The following is a 20604-nucleotide window of genomic DNA, read 5'->3' as shown; positions in this document are numbered from 1 at the left end:
ACCGCTACGGCAGGGCTCGTGTCCAAATGTGGGATCTGACCCCCGTTATTTCAGGCCGCCGCCGAGGGCGCGGTAGAGGTCGATCGCGCTGGTGGTGCGCAGCAGGCGCGCCTGCACCAGCGACTGCTGGGCGCTGAACAGTTCGCGCTGTGCATCCAGCACGTCGAGCGAGCTGGCCACGCCGTTGTCGAAGCGCAGTTGCAGCAGCTTCAGGCGGTCGGCCTGGGCGTCCTGCACGGCGCGCTGCGCGGCCACCTGTTCGCCCAGGTAGTCGCGCGCGGCCAGCGCGTCGGCCACTTCGCGGAACGCGGTCTGGATGGTCTTCTCGTAGTCGGTCACGGCCAGGTTCTTGCGCACTTCGCTCAGCGTCAGGTTGGCGCGGTTGCGGCCGGCGTCGAAGATCGGCAACGTCAGCTGCGGCGCGAACGACCAGCTGCCCGAGCCGCCGTCAAACAGCCCGCCCAGCGACGGGCTGCTGCTGCCCAGCGCGGCCGTCAGGCTGATGCGCGGGAAAAAGGCTGCGCGCGCGGCGCCGATGTTGGCGTTGGCCGATTTCAGCCGCTGCTCGGCGGCGCGGATGTCGGGACGGCGCGTCAGCAGATCCGACGGCAGCCCGGTCGGCACGGCGCTCAGCAGGTCGATCTGCTGGTCGCTCGGCATGGCGCCGGCCGCGGCACCGGCGACCGCCTGCGACGATGGCTGGCCGACCAGCAAGGTCAGCGCGTTGTCCGCCTGCGCGCGCTGGCGCGCCAGCGTCAGCGCGGCGGCGCGCGCGGTTTCCATCAGCGTTTCGTTGGAGCGCAGGTCCAGCCGCGACGAGGCGCCCACTTCGGCGCGCTGCTGCGTCAGCTTGTAGGTGCGGGCGCGCGCTTCATAGGTCTGCTGCGCCAGTGCGTACTGCTCGGCGTAGGCGCGCTCGGTGTAGTAAGCCTGCGCCACCTGCGCCACCAGGGCGATCTGCGCAGCCTGGCGCGCTTCGTCGGTGGCCAGGTAGGCCGCCAGCGCGGCGTCGTTCAGGCTTTTCACGCGGCCGAAGAAATCCAGCTCGAAGGCGGATATCGCGAGGCCTGCGTCGTAGCGCTTGCCGATCGTGGTCTGGCCCGTCGGCGACAGGAAGGCCGGTGTCTTGGCCTTGGTCACGGCGGCGTTGGCGTTCAGGTTGGGCAGGCGGTCAGCCGACTGGATGTCGTACTGCGCGCGCGCTTCCTCGATGCGCAGGGCGGCCGTGCGCAGGTCGCGGTTGTTGTCCAGCGCGGCGGCGATCAGCTGCTGCAGGCGCGGATCGCTGAAGTATTCGCGCCAGCCGGTATCGACGGCGTCCTTCTGGCCGGGGCCGGCCTGCACGCTGGCGAAGCCGGTCTTGGCGCCCGCACCGGCGGTATCGGCCGGGAAAGCGGCGGCCACCGGCGCCGCCGGGCGCTGGTAGGTCGGCGCCATCGAGCAGGCCGACAGCAGTGCCGCCGCCAGCACGGTCAGGGGCAGGGCAAACTTAGTCATAGGTTTCATGGTTCTTATCGTTCATTTCATGTGCGGCCAGTTTGCGCTGGCGTTCGCTGCCCTTGAATATCTTGCGGACCACGACGAAGAAGACCGGCACCAGGAACACCGCCAGCACGGTGGCGGTGATCATGCCGCCCATCACGCCGGTGCCGATGGCGCGCTGGCTGGCCGAACCGGCGCCGGTGGCGACCACCAGCGGCAGCACGCCGAGGATGAAGGCCAGCGAGGTCATGATGATCGGACGGAAGCGCAGGTGCACCGCTTCCAAGGTCGATTCGATCAGGCCCTTGCCCTGCGCCTGCAGGTCCTTGGCGAACTCGATGATCAGGATCGCGTTCTTGGCCGACAGGCCGATGATGGCGATCAGGCCGACCTTGAAGTAGACGTCGTTCGGCAGGCCGCGCATGGTGGCGCCCAGCAGCGCGCCGAGCACGCCCAGCGGCACCACCAGCAGCACGGCCACCGGGATCGATTCGCTCTCGTACAGCGCGGCCAGCACCAGGAAGGCGGCCAGCAGCGACAGCGCGAACAGCATCGGCGCCTGCGAGCCGGAAGTCTTCTCTTCCAGCGACTGGCCGGTCCATTCGATGCCGAAGCCTGGCGGCAGCTGCTGCGCCAGGTGTTCCAGTTCGTCCATCGCTTCGCCGGTCGAGCGGCCAGGGGCGGCGTCGCCGGTGATGCGGATGGCCGGATAGCCGTTGTAGCGCACCAGCTGCACCGGACCCTGGATCCAGTGCGAGGTCGCGAACGAGGAGAACGGCACCATGGTGCCGTTGCTGCTGCGCGCGTTGAGCTTCATGATGTCTTCCGGCTGCAGGCGGCGCGGCGCGTCGGCCTGCACGATGACGCGCTGCTGGCGCCCGCTGCTGGCGAAGTCGTTGACATACGAGGAACCGAGCGCGATCGACAGCATGCTGTTGACGTCGGCAAAGGTCACGCCCAGCGCGTTGGCTTTTTCGCGGTCGATGTCGACCTGCAGCTGCGGCGAGTCTTCCAGCCCTTCGGGACGCACGCCCTTCAGGATGGCGCTCTTGGCGGCCAGGCCGAGCAACTGGTTGCGGGCGGCGATCAGCGCGTCATGGCCCAGCGCGCTGCGGTCCTGCAGACGCGCCGTGATGCCGGTGGCGTTACCCAGTTCGCGGATGGGCGGAGGGCTGAGCGGGAACACCACCGCGTCGCGAATGACCGACAGGTCCTTAAAGGCGCGCTGCGCGATGGCCTGCGCGGAGTCCTCCGGACCGCGTTCCTTCCAATCCTTCAGCGGCACGAACACCAGGCCGGCGTTCTGGCCGTTGCCCGAGAACGAGAAGCCCGCCACGGCGATGGTGCGCGCCACCGCAGGCTGTTTGCGGAAGTAGGCATCAACCTCGGTCAGCACGGCCTGCGTGCGGCTGGTCGAGGCGCCTGCCGGCAGCTGAATGTTGGAGATCAGATAGCCCTGGTCTTCGTTTGGCAGGAACGACGATGGCAGGCGCGCGTACAGCCAGCCCACCACGCCGCACAGCACGGCGAAGATCACCAGGTAGCGGCCGGTGCGCTTGAGCATCTTGGCGATCACGCCCTGGTAGCCTGTGGCGGTGACGGCGAAGCCGCGGTTGAACCAGCCGAAGAAGCCTTTCTTCTCGTGGTGATGGCCCGCTTCCACCGGTTTCAAGATGGTGGCGCACAGCGCCGGCGTCAGGGTCAGCGCCATCAGGGCCGAGAACAGCATCGCCGACACCATCGCCAGCGAGAACTGGCGGTAGATCGCGCCGACGGCGCCGCCGAAGAAGGCCATCGGAATGAATACGGCGATCAGCACCAGCGTGATGCCGATGATGGCGCCGGTGATCTGCGACATCGCCTTGCGGGTCGCGTCGCGCGGCGACAGGCCTTCTTCGCTCATGATGCGCTCGACGTTTTCCACCACGACGATGGCGTCATCGACCAGGATGCCGATCGCCAGCACCATGCCGAACATGGTCAGCACGTTGATCGAGAAGCCGAAGATCTGCATCGCGGCGAAGGTACCCATCAGTGCCACCGGCACCACGATGGTCGGGATCAGCGTGTAGCGGAAGTTTTGCAGGAACAGGTACATCACCAGAAACACCAGCACCACCGCTTCCAGCAGCGTCTTGACCACTTCCTCGATCGAGATCTTGACGAACAGCGAGGTGTCGTAAGGGATGGTGTACTTCACGCCGGGCGGGAAGTACTTGGCCAGCTGGTCCATGCGCTCGCGCACGGCGGTGGCGGTCTGCAGCGCGTTACCGGTCAGCGACAGCTGCACGGCGATGGCCGCGAACGGCGCGCCGTTCAGGCGCGCGTTGATGTTCAGGTTGGCGCCGCCCATTTCAATGCGCGCCACGTCGCTCAGGCGCACCAGCGAGCCGTTGGGATTGGAGCGCAGCACGACCTGGCCGAACTCGGTGGTCGACGACAGCTGGCCGGTCACCACGATAGGCGCGGAGAAGGTCTGCTGCGCGGGGCTGGGCAAGTCGCCCAGCGTGCCGGAAGTGACCTGCGCGTTCTGCGCCTTGATGGCGGCGGTGACGTCGGCCATGGTCATCTTCAAGCCAACCAGCTTGGCCGGATCGACCCAGATGCGCATCGCGCGCTCGGTGCCGAACAACTGCGCCTGGCCGACGCCGGGGATGCGCTTGATCTCGTTGACCACGTTGCGCGCCATGTAGTCGCCCAGGCCGTAGGGATCGAGGCGGCCGTCGGTCGAGGTCAGGCCGACGAACATCAGGATGTTCGAGCGCGCCTTGTTGACCTGCACGCCCTGCTGCGTAACGGCGGCGGGCAGGCGCGATTCGACCCGCTTGATGCGGTTCTGCACGTCCACCGCGGCCAAGTCCGGATTGGTGCCCGGCACGAAGGTCACGGTAATGGTGACGGCGCCGGTGGCTTCGCTTTGCGACTCCACGTACTGCAGGCCGTCGGCGCCGTTCATTTCCTGCTCGATGACGCTGGTGACGGCGTCGTCCAGCACCTGGGCGGTGGAGCCCGGGTAGTTGGCGGTGATGACGATCGACGGCGGGGCGATGGTCGGATACTGGGCCACCGGCAGGATGGTGATCGCCAGCGCTCCACCCAGCAGGATGAATAGCGCGATCACCCACGCAAACACAGGGCGATCGATGAAGAACTTTGCCATCTGGGCTCCCGGTTATTTGGCTGCGGCCGGAGCGGCGGCAGCGGGTGCGGCAGTTGCAGCGGCGGCGGTGGCCGACGGCGCTTTCCATGGCTGCGGATTGACCGTCGCACCCGGCTTGGCCTTCTGGAAGCCTTCGACGATGATGCGTTCGCCGCCCTTGAGGCCGGAGCTGACGATCCAGTTCTGGCCTTCGTTGGCGGTGGCGACCACCGGCTGCGCGAGCACCTTGTTGTCGGCGCCGACGATCCACACCGACGAGCCTTCCGGGCTGCGCACCACGGCCTGCTGCGGCACGGTGATGGCGGCGCTGTCCACGCCCTGTTCCAGCCGCGCGCGCACGTACATGCCCGGCAGCAGGGTGCGGTTAGGATTGGGGAATTCGGCGCGCATGGACACCGCGCCCGAGCTTTCGTCCACCGACACGTCGGAGAACAGCAGCTTGCCCGATTGCGGATAAACCTGGCCGTCCTCGGTCACCAGCGTGACCTTGGCCTGGTCTTTACCAGCGCGTTGCAGCTTGCCGCCGGCCATGGCCTTTTGCAGTTTCAGCAGCTCGGTCGACGATTGCGTGATCGTGACGTAGATCGGATCGAGCGTCTGCACGGTGGCCATCGGCGTCGCTTCGCCCTGGCCGACCAGCGCGCCCTCGGTCACCAGCGCGCGGCTGATGCGGCCGGAGATCGGCGAGGTCACGGTGGCATAGCCCAGGGTCAGGCCGGCGTTGGTGCGCGCGGCTTTCGAGGTGGCCAGGTCGGCCGCAGCCTGCTTCTGCGCGGTGACGGCGTCGTCGTATTCCTGCTGGCTGACGGCTTGCGCGGCCAGCAGCGGCTTGTAGCGCTTGACCTTCAGCTCGGCCTGCGCCAGGTTGGCCTCGGCCTTGGCGACGGCGGCCTGGCTGCTGTCGTAGGATGCCTGGAACTGGGCCGGATCGATGCGGAACAGCACTTCGCCGGCCTTGACGTCGCCGCCTTCCTTGAACACGCGCTGCAGCACGATGCCGGCGGTACGCGCGCGCACCTGGGCCACGCGCGAGGCTTCGGTACGGCCCGGCAGTTCGCTGGTGAGGGTGACGGCGGCGGGGGCGACGGTGACGACGGATACGGCGGCCGGGGGCGGGGCGGATGGCGCGGCGGCCTTGTCGCCGCAGGCGCTCAGCAAGGTTAAGGCGGCAGCTGCGACGGCAGTGTAACGAGGGACTGATCTCATGGATGGATCTCGTAAAAGGTTTGTTGTGTTGAACGTGCGCCGCTCGGGTCTGGTTATATGCCGAACGAGGTCGCAACATTGTAATGCATGCAGGAATGTAACGTTTTGTGCGCTGCAAAAACAAAAGGCGGGATCCCGGCCGCCGCCGAAATCCCGCCCCGATGGCCCGCGGCCGCCTTAGCGCATGCCGGAGATGATTTGTTTCAGCTTGCCCGAGTCGGCGCAGAAGGCGCGGATGCCTTCGGCCAACTTTTCCGAGGCCATCTGGTCTTCGTTGAGCTGGAAGCGGAAGGTTTTCTCGTCCTGGGTCAGCTTGATGATGCCGGCCGCCGGCGGCGCGTCGGCGCTGAGCTTGCGTTCGACGGGGCCGTCGGTGTCGGCCAGCTTTTGCAGCAGGTCCGGGCTGATGGTCAGCAGGTCGCAGCCGGCCAGTTCCAGGATCTGGCCGGTGTTGCGGAAGCTGGCGCCCATCACCTCGGTTTTATAGCCGAACTTGCGGTAGTAGTTGTAGATGCGCTTGACCGACTGCACGCCCGGGTCTTCGGCGCCGACGTAGTCGATGCCGGTCGATTTCTTGTACCAGTCGTAGATGCGGCCGACGAACGGCGAGATCAGCTGGGCGCCCGCTTCGGCGCAGGCGATCGCCTGGCCCAGCGAGAACAGCAAGGTCATGTTGCAGCGGATGCCTTCCTTTTCCAGGATCTCGGCGGCGCGGATGCCTTCCCAGGTGGCGGCCATCTTGATCAGCACGCGCTCGCGCTCGATGCCGGCTTTTTCGTACAGCGTGATCAGTTCGCGGCCCTTGGCCACCGAACCCTCGACGTCGAACGACAGGCGGGCATCGATCTCGGTCGACACGCGGCCCGGGATGATGCGCAGGATCTGCTTGCCGAAGGCGATCAGCAGGTGGTCGATGGTGTCGGCGATCGAGTTGTCGAGGTTGTCGCGCACGGCCTTTTCCAGCAGCGGCTTGTATTCGTCCTTCTGCACGGCCTTCAGGATCAGCGACGGGTTGGTGGTGGCGTCGCGTGGGGTGTAGGCCTGGATGGACTGGAAATCGCCGGTGTCGGCGACTACGGTGGTGAATTTCTTGAGCTGTTCGAGCTGGTTCATGTGCACTGCCAATCAGGTGAAGGGAATAAGACTTGTCTTATTGTACTCAAGCGTGAACAATTGTTAAAGAATGCCCGCGTATTCGTCGCCGTATTGCCTTGAAATAAAGCTCAGGTTGCGATTTTGCTATCCCGGGCCCGTTCAGCGCGATTGACGCCGGGCGATCAGATGGTTGATCTCCGCCAGCAACACCTCGAAGCGTACCGGTTTTTTGAAAAAGGTGTCGTAGGGCAGGTCGGCATCCTTGCGCGGAATGCCGGCGCTGGCCAGGATGAAGGGAATGTCGCGCAGCGCCGGATCGGCGCGCCACGCCAGGCACAGCGCGGCGCCGTCGAGCACCGGCATCATGAAGTCCGACACCACGATGTCCGGCCGCTCGCGGGCGGCGACGGCCAGCGCCTGCTCGCCGTTGATGGCGGTGCGCACGCGGAAGCCGTGATATTCGAACAGCATCGTGTAGGCCGACAGGACGTCGAACTCGTCGTCGACCACCAGGATCAGCTTGCCGTCCGGATTGGTGTCCATGATTGCGGGAGCATCGCTCATATCGTCGCGCTACAGTGCCAGTGTGGGGACGACGGCACCGGACACCGCGCCCTCGATGCTCATGCCCGAGTCGGAAATGAGCAGGATGTGATTGGCGGCGTCGTAACTGTTTTCGCGCAGCTTGAGCACGCCGATCTGGCGCCGGTTGATACCCTTCACGTCGACATAGCGCAGCAGGATGATGTTCTCGAACAGCATCGAAGCCGACATGTCGCCGTGCAGCTGGCCCTGGCCGAAGTACGGCAGCTCCTGCGTGAAGAAGGTGGTCACGTTGCGGCAGCGCAGTTCGTTGACGAAGGCGGCCAGGAAGGAGCGCGCGCGCCCCTCGTGCAGCACGACTTCGCGCAGGCCGTCGAGGCCGTCGACCAGCAGCCGCGACACCGAGCGCCGCTCGACGTTGCTCAGCACGTCGTGCGCCAGCGCGTCGACCAGCACTTCCAGCGGCGGGTGCCAGATCAGCTGCAGCGCGCCGCTGTCGTAATAGGGCTTGAGGTCGATGCCGACGTTGGCGGCCTTTTCGATCAGCCGCTGTGGCGATTCGTAAAAGCCGGTGATCAGGCAGTGCTCGCCGCGCCGCAGGCCGTCGTAGATGAAGTGCAGGCCCATCAGCGTCTTGCCGACGCCGGGATTGCCCAGCAGCGCCGTGGTCGAGCCCCGGGCGACGCCGCCGTGGGTCAGGTGGTCCCAGCCTTCGATGCCGAAGCCGAGCCGCTGGTGCGACACCGACGGCGTGGCCGCCGACAGGCTGCTGACCGCTTCCAGGCGCGGGTAGATGGCGATGCCATTCTCGCCCACCTCGAACACGTGGCGGCCCAGCAGGTGCTTGCTGCCGCGCAGCTTGAACACCTTGATTTCGCGGATCAGCTGCAGCCCCTGTTCGTACTGGCTCAGTTCGATCAGGCCGTCGACCAGCGTGTTTTCCGAATCGGCGACGTTGCCCTCGGTGGGCGACAGCAGGAAGGTGGTGCATTCCATGGTCGACACCAGCGAATTGAGCGAGAGCATGAACTCGGACAGCGCGACGTCGGACGGCTTGGCGTCGCGCACGGTGCGGAAGCCGTCGATGATCATGATGTCGGGACGCTGCTCGGCCAAGGTGCCGGCGATGGATTTGAGCAGTTCGCGCAGACCGCCCTTGAGCAGGTCGCTGTAGGCGCCGAGGAAGACGATGCGGTCGCCGACCAGTCTTTCGTCAAAGAAGGAGAAGCTGCTCAGGTGGTTGAGCATCTTGCCGTGGGTTTCGGCGATCAGCGTCAGTATCAAGACCTTCTTGCCCTGCAGCGCGTGCTGGAAACCGATCTGGCAGGCCAGCGTGGTTTTGCCGCTGCCGGCCAGGCCCTGGATCAGATACAGGCTGTGGGCGGGGAAGCCGCCGCCGAGGATGCGGTCGAAACCGTCGACGCCGGTGCGCAGCAGCGGAATGCGCGCTACGGTGCCGGCTGTACTGGAAGTAAAGGTAGTCATGTCCACTCTCACGGAGGCTAAGTGCGGCCGCGAACACCTGATTGTGCAAAATGCAATATTGCGAAGCGGCAAACTAGCCATACTCTAGCGCAGAAGCGGCAATTATAGAAGGACTATTGCCATCGGTGCGGTGCGCTAGTACACGGATGGCGGCCGTCGTCGGCAGGATGCAGGAGCACGATTCCGATTATGCCGGCTCCCAGGCATCCGACTTGCTCGGGCACCTTGGAGATCATGATGCATACTAATCTTGCACGCTTTGGAATAAAGCAGCCGAGGTACATCTGCAACCAATAGCAGACCATCCAAATGAAAGAAAACGTCAGGAGCGGCCTGCAAATTCTCCTAACTTGTTTTCAGACGGGCCGCGCCATGTGCGCGTGATGCCTGTTTTCGCCAGCAAGAGTTTGGGGGAATCGGGGTTTTCCTCAGCTTTTCTCCGTCCCATCCCCAAAATTGCAATATTTCCTCCACGGCGCGAGTTCCGACAGCAGATCTCAATACGATGTTGCCTATCGTGATCGTTTCTTCAAAGCGATCCAGTCTCTCAAGGCCCAGCCACTCTAGTCATCTCGTCATTTTTCGATTAAATACTAATCAAATTTAACGGATTCTATCCAGATGCGATGGGACTTAATATACCTTCCAGGCAAAGCATTTAACACAACAAGGTGACCGCGTGAATAAATTGTCAACTATCGCATTGCTATCCAAGTTATTTTCTCTTTTCGTCTATAAGGAACGCATCATGAAACTCAACAACAAAGTGGCATTTATTACCGGTGGCACATCGGGTATCGGCCTGGAAACCGCAAAGCTGTTCCAAGCGGAAGGCGCCAGTGTCGTGCTGGTTGGCTCGAACGCCGAACGCTTGGCAGAGGCTGGCAAGGAGCTCAATGGCAAGGCTCTGTTGATCCAGGCAGACATTCGCAAAGTGGCTGATATCGAACGTGCTGTCGAAGAAACCCGTGCGAAGTTCGGCCACATCGACGTCGTCTTTGCTAACGCTGGCGCCACCAAGGTCGCTCCGCTCGATGCCGTCACGGAAGAGTATATAAACGACAACCTCGCATTGAACTTCACCGGCACGTTCTTCACGATCCAAAAAACGGCCAAGCTGATGAAAAAGGGCGGTAGCGTTATCGTGACGACCTCCTTCCTGAACACCATCGGTTATCCAGGCCTGTCGATTCTGGCCGCCACCAAGGCCGCAACGCGTTCCCTGGTTCGTACGCTGGGCGCCGAATTGGCGCCGCTCGGCATCCGTGTCAACGCCGTCAGCCCGGGCGCTATTGCAACGCCGTTCTACAGCAAAATCGGCCTGCCTGACAACGTCCTGTCCCAAATCGCCGCCAGCATTACCGACAAGGTCGCACTGAAGCGTTTCGGTGAGCCGGTTGAGTTGGCCAAGACCGCGTTGTTCCTGGCAAGCGACGATTCGTCGTACACCACCGGCACCGAAATGGTGGTTGATGGTGGTCTGACGCAGTTCTAATAGCGTGCTCTCGGCGACTCGGGTTTAGAATCGTTATTCATATTTTTTCTTGGTGAGTCAATTGGATCGACTAGAAGCGATGGCGATGCTGGTGTCCTCGGTGGAGGAAGGCAGCTTATCGGCTGCTGCCAGAAAGTTGAATATCCCGGTCGCCACGCTCACCAGGAACGTCAATGACCTGGAAACCCTGGTGGGCACGAGATTGCTCACCAGGACAACGCGAAAGCTCGCGCTGACCGATGCGGGCGCTGAATATGTCGTCGTTGCCAAGCGTATCCTTGAAGACGTTGACGAATTGGAGCGGCGTGCCGCCGGCGAATTCAGGACGCCACGGGGTGAGCTGGTCGTCACGTCACCGGTGCAGGTGGCCCATTTGCGAGTGCTACCGGTCATCAACCAGTTCCTCTCGCTTTATCCCGAGATTCGCATTCGCCTCATGCAGTCCGATCGCGTTATCGACTTGGTCGACGTCCACGCCGACGTCGCAATTCGTGTCGGGCGCCTGCGTGATAGCAGCTTGGTTGCTACGCGGGTTGGGTCATTACGCGTAGTGACCGTAGCAAGCCCGGCTCTTCTTGATAAATATGGATCGCCCAAGACGCCGGCAGACTTGAGTAGTTTGCCTTGCGTGGTATTCGATAGTCCTAGCCTTTCGCCGTGGCGATATCGTAGTCAGGATACGGGACAAACGTACACCATTGCGAACGTGCTGAGATTGCTGGTTTCATCGCCGGATGCAGCTGTTGATGCTGCAATTGATGGAATTGGTGCGACCTTCATCCTTGAGCACGATGTGCACGAAGCAGTGATGGAGGGGAAGCTAAAGTACATCCTGCAAGAATTTGAAGTTGAACCGATTCCGGTTCATGTGGTTTATCTCTCTCGAGAAGCGATGCCGGCAAAGGTGCGCCGATTTATTGACTATGCGGTGCCGCAACTTCGTCAGTTGCTTGCCGAATTCGGCCGCATTCCTTCCGAATAATTCACCAACACCACGTTAAAGCATCCTCGCTGTGCGAAGAGCACCGGCGTGGCTTTTCTATCGCTGAGCGATGGGGCCTTGCATCGCCCTACATTTAGCCATTTTTCGAATAGATGATTCTCACGTTTATATGATTCTGTTCTAAATCTATTCAGAGCATAATTTTTATCAGGCGGATTCGTGTATCGATTAGCGACTCTTTTTTCGCTCAAATTTACCATTGTGAGATAAATAAAATGAAGTTCATGAATACCGTAATATTTGCGCTCGTCAGCCTGGTTTCTCAATCCTCGGCTCAAGCACAGGTTTCGATCAGCGGTAAGTCCCTTCCTCTCAGCGCCGCAATTGCAGCGGCCCAAACGGCGGTGGATACGTGCAAGGCAAATGGTTATGACGTGACAGCGACGGTCGTCGATGTGGCTGGAACGCCGCAAGTCGTTCTGCGCGGCGACCACGCAGTAATTCACACCAAGGACAGCAGTTTTCGCAAGGCCTATACCGTGGTCACTATGGGACCAATCTTCCATACCGACACCACGAGCGGCTTCATCGGCGTTCTCGCGAAGTACCCGCCACTCGTGGCGCAATCGCTGGCTAGCACGCCCAACGTGACGGCACTGCCTGGCGGCGTTGCATTCAAAGTCGGCGATGAAACTATTGCGGGACTCGGTGTGGGCGGGTCTCCAGGCGGCGATAAAGACGAAATCTGTGCCCAGGCGGGTGTAGCCAAAGTGGCGGAGTTGTTGAGGAAGTAAAAAGAGATTACGCGTTTTTTATAATATTTAGGAGAATCACATGAAGGCATTTAAATATCTTACAGTTTTTTCCGGTTTTGGCATCGCCTTGGCTGCACAAGTGGCAATGGCACAAAATACGCAATTCCAGGCAGGTCAAATCGTCGCTGCCAAAGAAGTCCGGTTTAAAGATCTCGGCGGACCGCAGCTAGGTACTGTGTGGGGCGATGACAGCAAAGGCGCGCATGGCTCGTTCCTGCGTTTGCCCAAAGGCTTTGTTAGCCCTTCTCACTTGCACACGGGTGATTACGATGCAGTCGTGGTTGAGGGTACAGTGACCAATGTCGAAGCAGGACAAAAGGCAATTCCATTGGGGCCGGGTAGCTACTTTGTTCAGCGGGGTAAAGTGAATCATGTCACCTCGTGTCTGAGCAAAACCCCATGCCTGCTCTATGTAACTCAGCGAGAGGCATTCGATTTCATTACGCCCCAAGCCCCAAATTGATGCTCAGACAATTGATTGATCCGTTTCTGATAGGAATACCCACATACAGCTAGTCCAACAGGCCTGCACAAGGTTCCCTTTGTGCAGGCCTGTTGGATCCGAAGTTAAATTGAACTGAATCGCCACAGGCATGCTGTCTGCGGCGGAAATCACCTAACTCGACTAAGTCTTCCTCGGCTCGACCGCCACCCGTTCGCGCGTCTCGCTGTTTTGCTGCGTCGGGCGGCTAGCCCGCGTCAACATAGCATTGCCGACTGACTGCTACGGGGCCGCAAACGGACTGTGGTGCACTGCTGACAGAAACTGACAAGGGCTACAAATACACTGAAGTTCCTTTTTTGCATTGGAACTCAGCATGAAATTCGCATCGATTCGTCTTGTCACCGAGCAGTTTGAAGCTCTTCTCGCTTTCTACAAAGACCTGTCCGAAATTGAAGCTGTTCGGCTTGCCGACGGCTTTGCTGAAGTGCGCTTTGAGGGCGCCGTGCTAGCTATCTCAGCCCAGCAATTGGTGGCGCGGTTTAATGCTGGGGCAGCTATTGCTGCCGCCAACCGGTCGGCTATCCTGGAGTTTCAGGTGGCAGACGTGGAGTCTGTTCGCGACCGTTTGGCTCAGGAGAATGTTGAAATCGTGATGCCCCCCACGCGCATGCCGTGGGGGAATCTGTCGCTGCTGGTTCGAGACCCGGATGGGAACCTGGTCAACATCTATTCGAAGCCTGAAGACTGAGACGCCTCAGCCGATGAACGAATCGAACTGCAGGTCGAACTCCTGCAAGGCCTTCTGCGCGTTCTGCATCTTCTTGCGGAACTCGGGGCCGCGTTGCAACGCCAGGCCGACGGCCAGCACGTCGATCACCACCAGATAGGCCAGGCGTGCCGAGATCGGCGTGTATGGGTCGATGTTGAAGATCAGGTCGATCGGGATCAGCACAGTGGCCATATCCGCCAGCGGCGTGCCGGACGGCGCCAGCACGATGACGTCGGCCCCGCCGCGGCGCGCCAGCTTGATCGAGCGCACCAGCGACGGGCTGTTGCCGCGCTGGGAAATGGCCACCACCGCGTCGCCGGTGCGCAGCAGGGCGGCGGCGATACTGTGGATGTGCGGGTCGGCGTAGGCCACCGTCGGCACGCCGGAGCGGAAGAACTTGTGCTGCGCGTCCGCCGCCACGATGCCGGACGTGCCTTGGCCGTAGAACTCGATCTTGTTGGCCTTGGACAGGATGTCCAGCGCCTTCTGGATCGCTTCCGGGTCGAGGTTGTTGCGCAGGTCGAGCAGCGTGTTGATCGAGCGGCTGCAGATCTTGTTGACCAAGTCTGCGGCCAGGTCGTCCTGGGTCGGTTGCTCGTTCAGGCCGGGCAGGGCCAGCGCCAGGCCCTGCGCCAGCTTGAGCTTGAACTCATGCCAGCCGTCGTAGCCCAGCGTGCGGCAAAAGCGCACCACGGTCGGCTCGGACACCTGCGCGCTCTTGGCGAGCGCGGTGATGTTCTGGCTGACCGTCTGGCCCGGATGATCGAGAACCGCCAGCGCGACCTTGCGCTCCGATTTGGAGAGCGAGTCCAGCTGGGTACGAATGGAATCTAAAAGCATTTAATCCTCAGGAAGTGCTTCTTCACGCCACTGCAGGCCATCGCGGCCGATCAGCGCCGATGCCGCGGCAGGACCCCAGGTGCCCGAAGCGTACGGAATCGGGAAGCTGTCGTCGGACTCCCAGTTGTTCAGGATAGGCTCGACCCATTCCCACGCCGCTTCCAGCTCGTCGCCGCGCATGAACAGCGTCAGCTGGCCGCGCAGCACGTCGAGCAGCAGGCGCTCGTAGGCGTCCATGCGCGGCGATTTGAACGATTCGCGGAAGTCCAGCTCCAACTCGGCTTGTTTCAAACGCATGCCGTCGCCCGGCGTCTTCGCCATCAGATTCATGCGCAGGCCTTCGTCCGGCTGCAAACGGATGACCAGCGAATTTGGCTGGAAGCTGTTGGTCGGCTGGGCGAAGATCGAGTGCGGGATCTGCTTGAAGCGCACGACGATTTCAGCCAGGCCGTCGGCCATGCGCTTGCCGGTACGCAGGTAGAACGGCACGCCGGCCCAACGCCAGGTGTCGATCTCCGCCTTCATCGCGACGAAGGTCTCGGTGCGCGAGTGTTCCGGCGCATCCGGCTCGTCGCGGTAGCTCGGCACGGCCTTGCCGTCGACGTGACCGGCGCGGTACTGGCCGCGCACGATGTTCTGCGCCAGCGTGGTCGGCGTGAATTTTTTCAGCGAGCGCAGTACCTGCAGCTTGGCGTCGCGCACGGCGTCCGGAGCGATCGAGGTCGGCGGCTCCATGGCGACGATACACAGCAGCTGCAGCAGGTGGTTCTGCAGCATGTCGCGCAGCGCGCCGGAGGTGTCGTAGTAGCCCATGCGGTTGCCGACGCCGAGCTTTTCGGCGATGGTGATCTGCACGTCGGAGATCCACTCGCGGCGCCACAGCGGCTCGAACAGGATGTTACCGAAGCGCAGGGCCAGCAGGTTCTGCACGGTCTCTTTGCCGAGATAGTGGTCGATACGGTAGATCTGCGATTCTTCGAAGACCTTGCCCACTTCGGCGTTGATCTGCTTGGCCGAGGCCAGGTCGCGGCCCAGCGGTTTTTCCAGCACCACGCGCGAATTGGCGGTCACCAGGCCGTTCGATTTCAGGTTCTCGCAGATCTGCGAGAAGATCGCCGGCGGCGTCGCCAGGTAGTAGACCTTGGTGATGGCCTCGTCCTGGCGCAGCGCCTCGACCAGCGTCTTGTAGCTGGCGGCGTCGGTGGCGTTCAGCGACACATACACGATGCGGGCGGTGAACTTGGTCCACGCGGCAGGCGTCACGGCCGGCGACTTGATGTGCGGCTTGGACGTGGTCTCGACGGTGTGCAGGAAGTCCTGCTGGCTGGCGTCCGCGCGGCCGACGCAGATGATGCGGGCGGTGGCGGGCAAGTCGTTGGCGACGTCGCGGGCGTACATCGCGGGCAGCAATTTGCGCATCGCCAGATCGCCGCTGCCGCCAAACAGAACCAGGTCAAAATCGGTAAGAGCCATAATTATTCGCAGTAAGTAGGGTGCTGAAAAGGGGGACTACTAATCTTAAGTGTAAATTTACTACACGAATTTACGTTTTGCAAGAAAATTTACTACAAATGCCCGAGGTGCGACATCCAGTTTATTCGATATACGCAGGTTCCGCGCGGCCGGCCACGTCCATGCGGATGGCCAGCAGCTTGCCGCTCAGCGGATACTGCGCCAGTTCCGGCGCCGGACGCGCGCCCGCGCTGGTGACGTACAGGGTGCGCAGGTCGGCGCCGCCGAACGCCATCATGGTCGGGCAGCGCACCGGCAACTTGATCTCGCCGATCAATTCACCGGGCGGCGACAGCTTGACCAGGCGCGCGCCTTCGAACATCGCCACCCAGTAGTTGCCTTCGCTGTCGACGGCGGCGCCGTCAGGACGGCCGCCGTAGTTGTTCTCCTTGTCCATCGAGAACTGCATCAGCAGGCGCTGGTTGTCGACCGTGCCGCGCGCGACGTCGAAATCGAAACGGCTGACGCGGTGCGCGCTGGTGTCGGCGTGGTACATGGTCTTGTAGTCCGGGCTGAAACCGAGGCCGTTCGAGTTGGTCATGCCGCCCGACCAGGCCTTGCGGATTTCGCCTTTCTCCAGCACGAACATCTCGGCGGCCGGCTTGTCGCGCGGCTCGTAGATGGTGCCGACCCAGAAACGGCCGGCGCCGTCGACGTGGCCGTCGTTGAAGCGGGTGATGGCGGTGTCGTAGGGCGCGGCGGCGATGTCGGTCAGGCGCACTTCATCGCTGCCCGTGTCCAGGTGCGCGAAGCCGCTGCGCATGGCGACGATCAGGCCACCCTTGTCGCTGATGGCCAGCGTGGCCGGCTCGCTGGCCAGCTTCCACGAACGGTGCGCGCCGCTGGATGGATCGAGGCGGTGCACGGTGAAGGCGGGAATGTCGACCCAGTACAGCGCCTGTTCTTCCGGATGCCACAGCGGACACTCGCCGGTTTGCATGACTGCGTCGAAGGCGACTTCTATATGTGGAGTATTCATCGTGGTCACTGGTGTTGTGCTGCCTTGGCCATGATGATCAGGCCATTGGTGGAGCTGTCGTGGCGCTCGGGCTTAACGTCGCCGGTTAGTTCCGCATGGATGTTCTTGGCCAGTACCTTGCCCAGCTCCACGCCCCACTGGTCGAAGCTGTTGACGTCCCAGATCACGCCCTGCACGAAGGTCTTGTGCTCGTACAGCGCGATCAGGGCGCCCAGCGCCGACGGCGTCAGCTGGTCCATCAGGATGGTGTTCGACGGACGGTTGCCGGGGAAAGTCTTGTGCGGCACCAGCGCTTCGATTTCCTCGGCGCCCAGGTTTTGCGCTTTCAGGTCGGCGCGCACTTCGTCGGCGGTCTTGCCGGTCATGAAGGCTTCCGACTGCGCGAAGCAGTTGGCCAGCAGCGAATCGTGGTGGCCCGCCAGGTCGTGCGTGGCGCGCAGCGCGGCGATGAAGTCGATCGGCACGATGTCCGTACCCTGGTGCAGCAGCTGGAAGTAGGCGTGTTGCGCGTTGGTGCCGCATTCGCCCCACACCACCGGGCAGGTCGGCGTGTCGACTTCGCCGCCGCCGCGGGTGACGCGCTTGCCGTTGCTCTCCATGTCGAGCTGCTGCAGGTAGGCCGGGAAGCGGTTCAGGTCCTGGTGGTAGGGCGCGATCGACAGCGAGCCGGCACCGAGGAACTGGCGGTTCCAGAAGCCGATCATCGCCAGCAGCACCGGCATGTTCTGCTCCAGCGGCGCCTCGCGGAAGTGTTCGTCCATCGCGTGCGCACCGGCGAGGAAGTCGCTGAAGTAGCCGAAGCCCACCGCCAGCGCCACCGCCAGGCCGATCGCCGACCATACCGAATAACGGCCGCCGACCCAGTCCCAGAACGGGAACATATTGGCCGGATCGATGCCGAAGGCCTTCACCGCCTCGGTGTTGGTGGAGACGGCGACGAAGTGGCGCGCCAGGTCCTCTTCCTTGGCCGTCTGCAGGAACCAGTTGCGGGCGGTGCCGGCGTTGAGCATGGTCTCGGCCGTGACGAAGGTCTTGGAGGCGATGATGAACAGCGTGGTCTCGGGGTTGACCTGCGCCAGCGCGGCGTCCATGTCATGGCCGTCGACGTTGGAGACGAAATGCATCTTCAGGCGCGGGTGCGCGTACGAGCGCAACGCCAGCACGGCCATCTTCGGCCCGAGGTCGGAACCGCCGATGCCGACGTTGACGACGTCGGTGATCGGCTTGCCGCTATAACCCAGCCAGGCGCCGCTGCGCACGCGGTCGGTGAAATCCTTGATCTGGTCCAGCACCGCGTGCACGTCGTGGGCGATGTCCTGGCCGTCCACCGTCAAGGCTTTGCCGCGCGGCATACGCAACGCCGTGTGCAGCACTGCGCGATGTTCGGTAAGATTGATCTTCTCGCCACTCAGCATGGCGTCGCGCTGGCGCTCCACGCCGCGTTCGCGGGCCAGGTCCAGCAGCAGGCCGACGGTGGCCGCGTCCAGGCGGTTCTTCGAATAATCGAGGAACAGGCCGGCCGCGTCGACCGTCAGTTTGGGGAAGCGCTGGGCGTCGGCGGCGAACAACTGGCGCAATTGCCAGTCTTTGGCGTCGGCGGCATGGGATTCGAGGGCGAGGAAGCTGGCGGTGGAGGTCAGTGCAGGCTGGCGCATAATGATGTGGGCGTCGTTAGTCTGAGGGAGGGATGCGTGAATGATACAGGAAAAAACGGTAAATTCACTACGGTTACGTCAAAACGGTAGGATTTTTGCATTGTTACCGCTCCCATGCCGGGCAAGACCGGCCGGCACGCCCTCGAGTACGTGACGCCCGCGTGATCGACTTTGGCCATCGTCCGATAAGAAAAGTCGGATGAAATCGAATTTTTGTAGTAAAATTTCACGGAATTCATTGATAAGGAACGTTCATGGCCCTGCATCCAGTCCTGGAAACCGTCACCGCTCGCATTATCCAGCGCAGCAAACCATCGCGCGGCGCGTATCTGGCCCATCTTGAAGCGGCCCGCGTCAAGGGCGTACAGCGCGGCGCTCTGGCCTGTACCAACCTGGCGCACGGCTTTGCCGCCTTCCCCGCCAACGACAAGCTGTCGCTGAAGGAACTCAAGAAGCCGTCGGTGGCGATCGTCTCGGCCTACAACGACATGCTGTCGGCGCACCAGCCGTTCGAAGGCTTCCCGGCGCTGATCAAGGACGCCGTGCGCGAAGTCGGTGCCGTGGCCCAATTCGCCGGCGGCACGCCCGCCATGTGCGACGGCGTCACGCAAGGCCAGCCGGGCATGGAGTTGTCGCTGTTCTCGCGCGACGCGATCGCCATGGCGACCGCCGTGGCGCTGTCGCACAATATGTTCGACTCCGCCGTCTACCTGGGCGTGTGCGACAAGATTGTACCGGGCCTGCTGATCGGCGCGCTGCACTTCGGCCACCTGCCCGCGGTGTTCGTGCCGGCCGGCCCGATGACCACCGGCCTGTCCAATTCCGAGAAAGCCAAGATCCGCCAGCTGTACGCGCAAGGTAAAGTCGGCCGCGCCGAACTGCTGGAAGGCGAATCGCAGTCCTACCACAGCGCCGGCACCTGCACCTTCTACGGCACCGCCAACAGCAACCAGATGCTGATGGAAGTCATGGGCCTGCACCTGCCGGGCGCCGCCTTCATCACTCCGAACACGCCGCTGCGCGACGAACTGACCAAGGCCGCCGCCAAGCGCGCCGCCGTCATCACCGCGCAATCGAACGAATACCTGCCAGTCGGCCACGTGGTCGATGAGAAGTCCATCGTCAACGCCGTCGTCGCGCTGCTGACCACCGGCGGCTCGACCAACCACACGCTGCACCTGGTGGCCATCGCCAAGGCGGCCGGCATCGTCATCGACTGGAACGACTTCGACGAGCTGTCGAAAGTGGTGCCGCTGCTGACCCGCATCTACCCGAACGGCAACGCCGACGTGAACCACTTCCACGCCGCCGGCGGCACCGGCTTCGTCATCCGCGAACTGTTGGACGGCGGCCTGCTGCACGACGACGTCACCACCATCCTGGGCAAGGGCCTGCGCGCGCACTGCGCCGAGCCGTTCCTGGGCGAAGGCGGCAAGGGCGTGGTCTGGAAGGACTCCCCGACCGAGTCGGGCGACGAAGCGGTGCTGCGCAAGATCACCGCGCCGTTCTCGCCGGACGGCGGCACCGTGCTGGTACAGGGCAACCTGGGCCGCGCCGTGATGAAGGTCTCGGCCGTGAAGCCGGAACACCAGACGGTGGAAGCGCCGGCGCTGGTATTCAACTCGCAGGAAGATTTCATGGACGCCTACAAGGCCGGCACGCTGGACCGCGACTTCGTCGCCGTGCTGCGCTTCCAGGGCCCGCGCGCCAACGGCATGCCGGAACTGCATGCGCTGACCCCGGCGCTGGCCAACCTGCAGGACGCCGGCCGCCACGTGGCGCTGGTGACCGACGGCCGCATGTCCGGCGCGTCCGGCAAGGTGCCGGCGGCGATCCACGTATCGCCGGAGATCCTGGCCGGCGGTCCGCTCGGCCTGGTGCGCGACGGCGACATCATCCGCGTCTGCGCCAAGACCGGCACGCTGGAAGCGCTGGTCGAATCGAGCGTCTGGCATTCGCGCTCGCTGGCCACGGCCGACCTGACGCCGAACGGCGTGGGCATGGGCCGCGAACTGTTCGCCATGTTCCGCAACAGCGTATGCGAAGCGGAGAAGGGCGCCACCACCTTTGGGCTGCCGTCGCCGATTCCCACCACGGTAGGCCTGCATGACAAAGACCCGGTCGGCAATACCGTGCCAGGTTCCGATGAAGATTACTCGATGAAGAAAGAAGCGTAAATC

Annotated in this window: 16 protein-coding genes; 6 read left to right on the top strand and 10 right to left on the bottom strand. The window is 62.8% G+C overall.

Annotated features, from left to right (window positions below):
* Positions 1–45: 45 nt before the first annotated feature.
* From ACSQ3S_RS26605 to ACSQ3S_RS26580, 6 genes are all read right to left on the bottom strand, one after another.
* Entirely contained in the window at positions 46–1497 is a 1452-nt protein-coding gene (locus tag ACSQ3S_RS26605) for an efflux transporter outer membrane subunit (protein ID WP_436144278.1), read from the bottom strand.
* Positions 1490–4642: an efflux RND transporter permease subunit gene (locus ACSQ3S_RS26600; protein WP_413449146.1), complete on the bottom strand. Its 3153-nt coding sequence runs from the start codon at positions 4640–4642 to the stop codon at positions 1490–1492. The genes ACSQ3S_RS26605 and ACSQ3S_RS26600 overlap by 8 nt, the downstream gene beginning before the upstream one ends.
* A gap of 12 nt (positions 4643–4654) precedes the next feature.
* Positions 4655–5848 (bottom strand): efflux RND transporter periplasmic adaptor subunit, encoded by a 1194-nt coding sequence (locus ACSQ3S_RS26595; RefSeq protein ID WP_413449145.1) that lies wholly within the window; start codon positions 5846–5848, stop codon positions 4655–4657.
* A gap of 177 nt (positions 5849–6025) precedes the next feature.
* Positions 6026–6961: a transaldolase gene (gene tal / locus ACSQ3S_RS26590; protein ID WP_436144277.1), complete on the bottom strand. Its 936-nt coding sequence runs from the start codon at positions 6959–6961 to the stop codon at positions 6026–6028.
* 141 nt (positions 6962–7102) lie between these two features.
* Entirely contained in the window at positions 7103–7507 is a 405-nt protein-coding gene (locus tag ACSQ3S_RS26585) for a response regulator (protein WP_436144276.1), read from the bottom strand.
* 9 nt (positions 7508–7516) lie between these two features.
* Complete coding sequence (locus tag ACSQ3S_RS26580) at positions 7517–8971, bottom strand: ATPase domain-containing protein (RefSeq protein WP_176654243.1); 1455 nt, start codon at positions 8969–8971, stop codon at positions 7517–7519.
* Positions 8972–9719: 748 nt separating this feature from the next.
* On the opposite strand from ACSQ3S_RS26580, the gene ACSQ3S_RS26575 reads away from it, so the two are divergent.
* The 5 genes from ACSQ3S_RS26575 (at position 9720) to ACSQ3S_RS26555 (ending at position 13417) form a co-directional block, all read left to right on the top strand.
* Positions 9720–10466, top strand: coding sequence for an SDR family oxidoreductase (locus ACSQ3S_RS26575; RefSeq protein WP_436144275.1), 747 nt, complete (start codon positions 9720–9722; stop codon positions 10464–10466).
* A 61-nt stretch (positions 10467–10527) separates the two neighbouring features.
* Positions 10528–11448, top strand: a complete 921-nt coding sequence (locus ACSQ3S_RS26570; protein WP_436144274.1) for a LysR family transcriptional regulator — start codon at positions 10528–10530, stop codon at positions 11446–11448.
* A gap of 236 nt (positions 11449–11684) precedes the next feature.
* Positions 11685–12203: a GlcG/HbpS family heme-binding protein gene (locus tag ACSQ3S_RS26565; RefSeq protein WP_436144273.1), complete on the top strand. Its 519-nt coding sequence runs from the start codon at positions 11685–11687 to the stop codon at positions 12201–12203.
* A gap of 40 nt (positions 12204–12243) precedes the next feature.
* Positions 12244–12687 (top strand): DUF4437 domain-containing protein, encoded by a 444-nt coding sequence (locus tag ACSQ3S_RS26560; protein ID WP_436144272.1) that lies wholly within the window; start codon positions 12244–12246, stop codon positions 12685–12687.
* Positions 12688–13042: 355 nt separating this feature from the next.
* Positions 13043–13417 carry a VOC family protein gene (locus ACSQ3S_RS26555; RefSeq protein ID WP_436144271.1) on the top strand — a complete coding sequence of 125 codons (375 nt, stop codon included), beginning with the start codon at positions 13043–13045 and terminating at the stop codon, positions 13415–13417.
* Between the two features lie 6 nt (positions 13418–13423).
* On the opposite strand, the gene ACSQ3S_RS26550 is transcribed toward ACSQ3S_RS26555, so the two are convergent.
* The 4 genes from ACSQ3S_RS26550 to pgi form a co-directional block, all read right to left on the bottom strand.
* Entirely contained in the window at positions 13424–14278 is an 855-nt protein-coding gene (locus ACSQ3S_RS26550) for an SIS domain-containing protein (RefSeq protein WP_176654247.1), read from the bottom strand.
* A complete protein-coding gene (zwf, locus tag ACSQ3S_RS26545) occupies positions 14279–15751 on the bottom strand; it encodes a glucose-6-phosphate dehydrogenase (protein ID WP_176654248.1) in 1473 nt (490 codons plus the stop codon).
* Positions 15752–15872: 121 nt separating this feature from the next.
* A complete protein-coding gene (locus ACSQ3S_RS26540; RefSeq protein ID WP_436144270.1) occupies positions 15873–16769 on the bottom strand; it encodes an SMP-30/gluconolactonase/LRE family protein in 897 nt (298 codons plus the stop codon).
* 5 nt (positions 16770–16774) lie between these two features.
* Positions 16775–18424 (bottom strand): glucose-6-phosphate isomerase, encoded by a 1650-nt coding sequence (pgi, locus tag ACSQ3S_RS26535; protein ID WP_436144269.1) that lies wholly within the window; start codon positions 18422–18424, stop codon positions 16775–16777.
* 254 nt (positions 18425–18678) lie between these two features.
* Here pgi and edd point away from each other — a divergent pair, with 254 nt between their 5' ends.
* Positions 18679–20601, top strand: coding sequence for a phosphogluconate dehydratase (gene edd / locus ACSQ3S_RS26530; protein ID WP_353403974.1), 1923 nt, complete (start codon positions 18679–18681; stop codon positions 20599–20601).
* Positions 20602–20604: the final 3 nt, after the last annotated feature.

Origin of the sequence: Duganella sp. LjRoot269, from assembly GCF_964254095.1 — a bacterium.
Lineage (GTDB): Bacteria > Pseudomonadota > Gammaproteobacteria > Burkholderiales > Burkholderiaceae_D > Rugamonas > Rugamonas hordei.
Note: the sequence above shows the minus strand (reverse complement) of the source record. Positions and strands in the feature narration are given on the sequence as shown.

Coding starts and splice junctions, on each gene's coding strand:
- ACSQ3S_RS26605 (WP_436144278.1), bottom strand. CDS start 1,497: ATGACTAAGTTTGCCCTGCCCCTGACCGTGCTGGCGGCGGCACTGCTG.
- ACSQ3S_RS26600 (WP_413449146.1), bottom strand. CDS start 4,642: ATGGCAAAGTTCTTCATCGATCGCCCTGTGTTTGCGTGGGTGATCGCG.
- ACSQ3S_RS26595 (WP_413449145.1), bottom strand. CDS start 5,848: ATGAGATCAGTCCCTCGTTACACTGCCGTCGCAGCTGCCGCCTTAACC.
- tal (WP_436144277.1), bottom strand. CDS start 6,961: ATGAACCAGCTCGAACAGCTCAAGAAATTCACCACCGTAGTCGCCGAC.
- ACSQ3S_RS26585 (WP_436144276.1), bottom strand. CDS start 7,507: ATGAGCGATGCTCCCGCAATCATGGACACCAATCCGGACGGCAAGCTG.
- ACSQ3S_RS26580 (WP_176654243.1), bottom strand. CDS start 8,971: ATGACTACCTTTACTTCCAGTACAGCCGGCACCGTAGCGCGCATTCCG.
- ACSQ3S_RS26575 (WP_436144275.1), top strand. CDS start 9,720: ATGAAACTCAACAACAAAGTGGCATTTATTACCGGTGGCACATCGGGT.
- ACSQ3S_RS26565 (WP_436144273.1), top strand. CDS start 11,685: ATGAAGTTCATGAATACCGTAATATTTGCGCTCGTCAGCCTGGTTTCT.
- ACSQ3S_RS26560 (WP_436144272.1), top strand. CDS start 12,244: ATGAAGGCATTTAAATATCTTACAGTTTTTTCCGGTTTTGGCATCGCC.
- ACSQ3S_RS26555 (WP_436144271.1), top strand. CDS start 13,043: ATGAAATTCGCATCGATTCGTCTTGTCACCGAGCAGTTTGAAGCTCTT.
- ACSQ3S_RS26550 (WP_176654247.1), bottom strand. CDS start 14,278: ATGCTTTTAGATTCCATTCGTACCCAGCTGGACTCGCTCTCCAAATCG.
- zwf (WP_176654248.1), bottom strand. CDS start 15,751: ATGGCTCTTACCGATTTTGACCTGGTTCTGTTTGGCGGCAGCGGCGAT.
- ACSQ3S_RS26540 (WP_436144270.1), bottom strand. CDS start 16,769: ATGAATACTCCACATATAGAAGTCGCCTTCGACGCAGTCATGCAAACC.
- pgi (WP_436144269.1), bottom strand. CDS start 18,424: ATGCGCCAGCCTGCACTGACCTCCACCGCCAGCTTCCTCGCCCTCGAA.
- edd (WP_353403974.1), top strand. CDS start 18,679: ATGGCCCTGCATCCAGTCCTGGAAACCGTCACCGCTCGCATTATCCAG.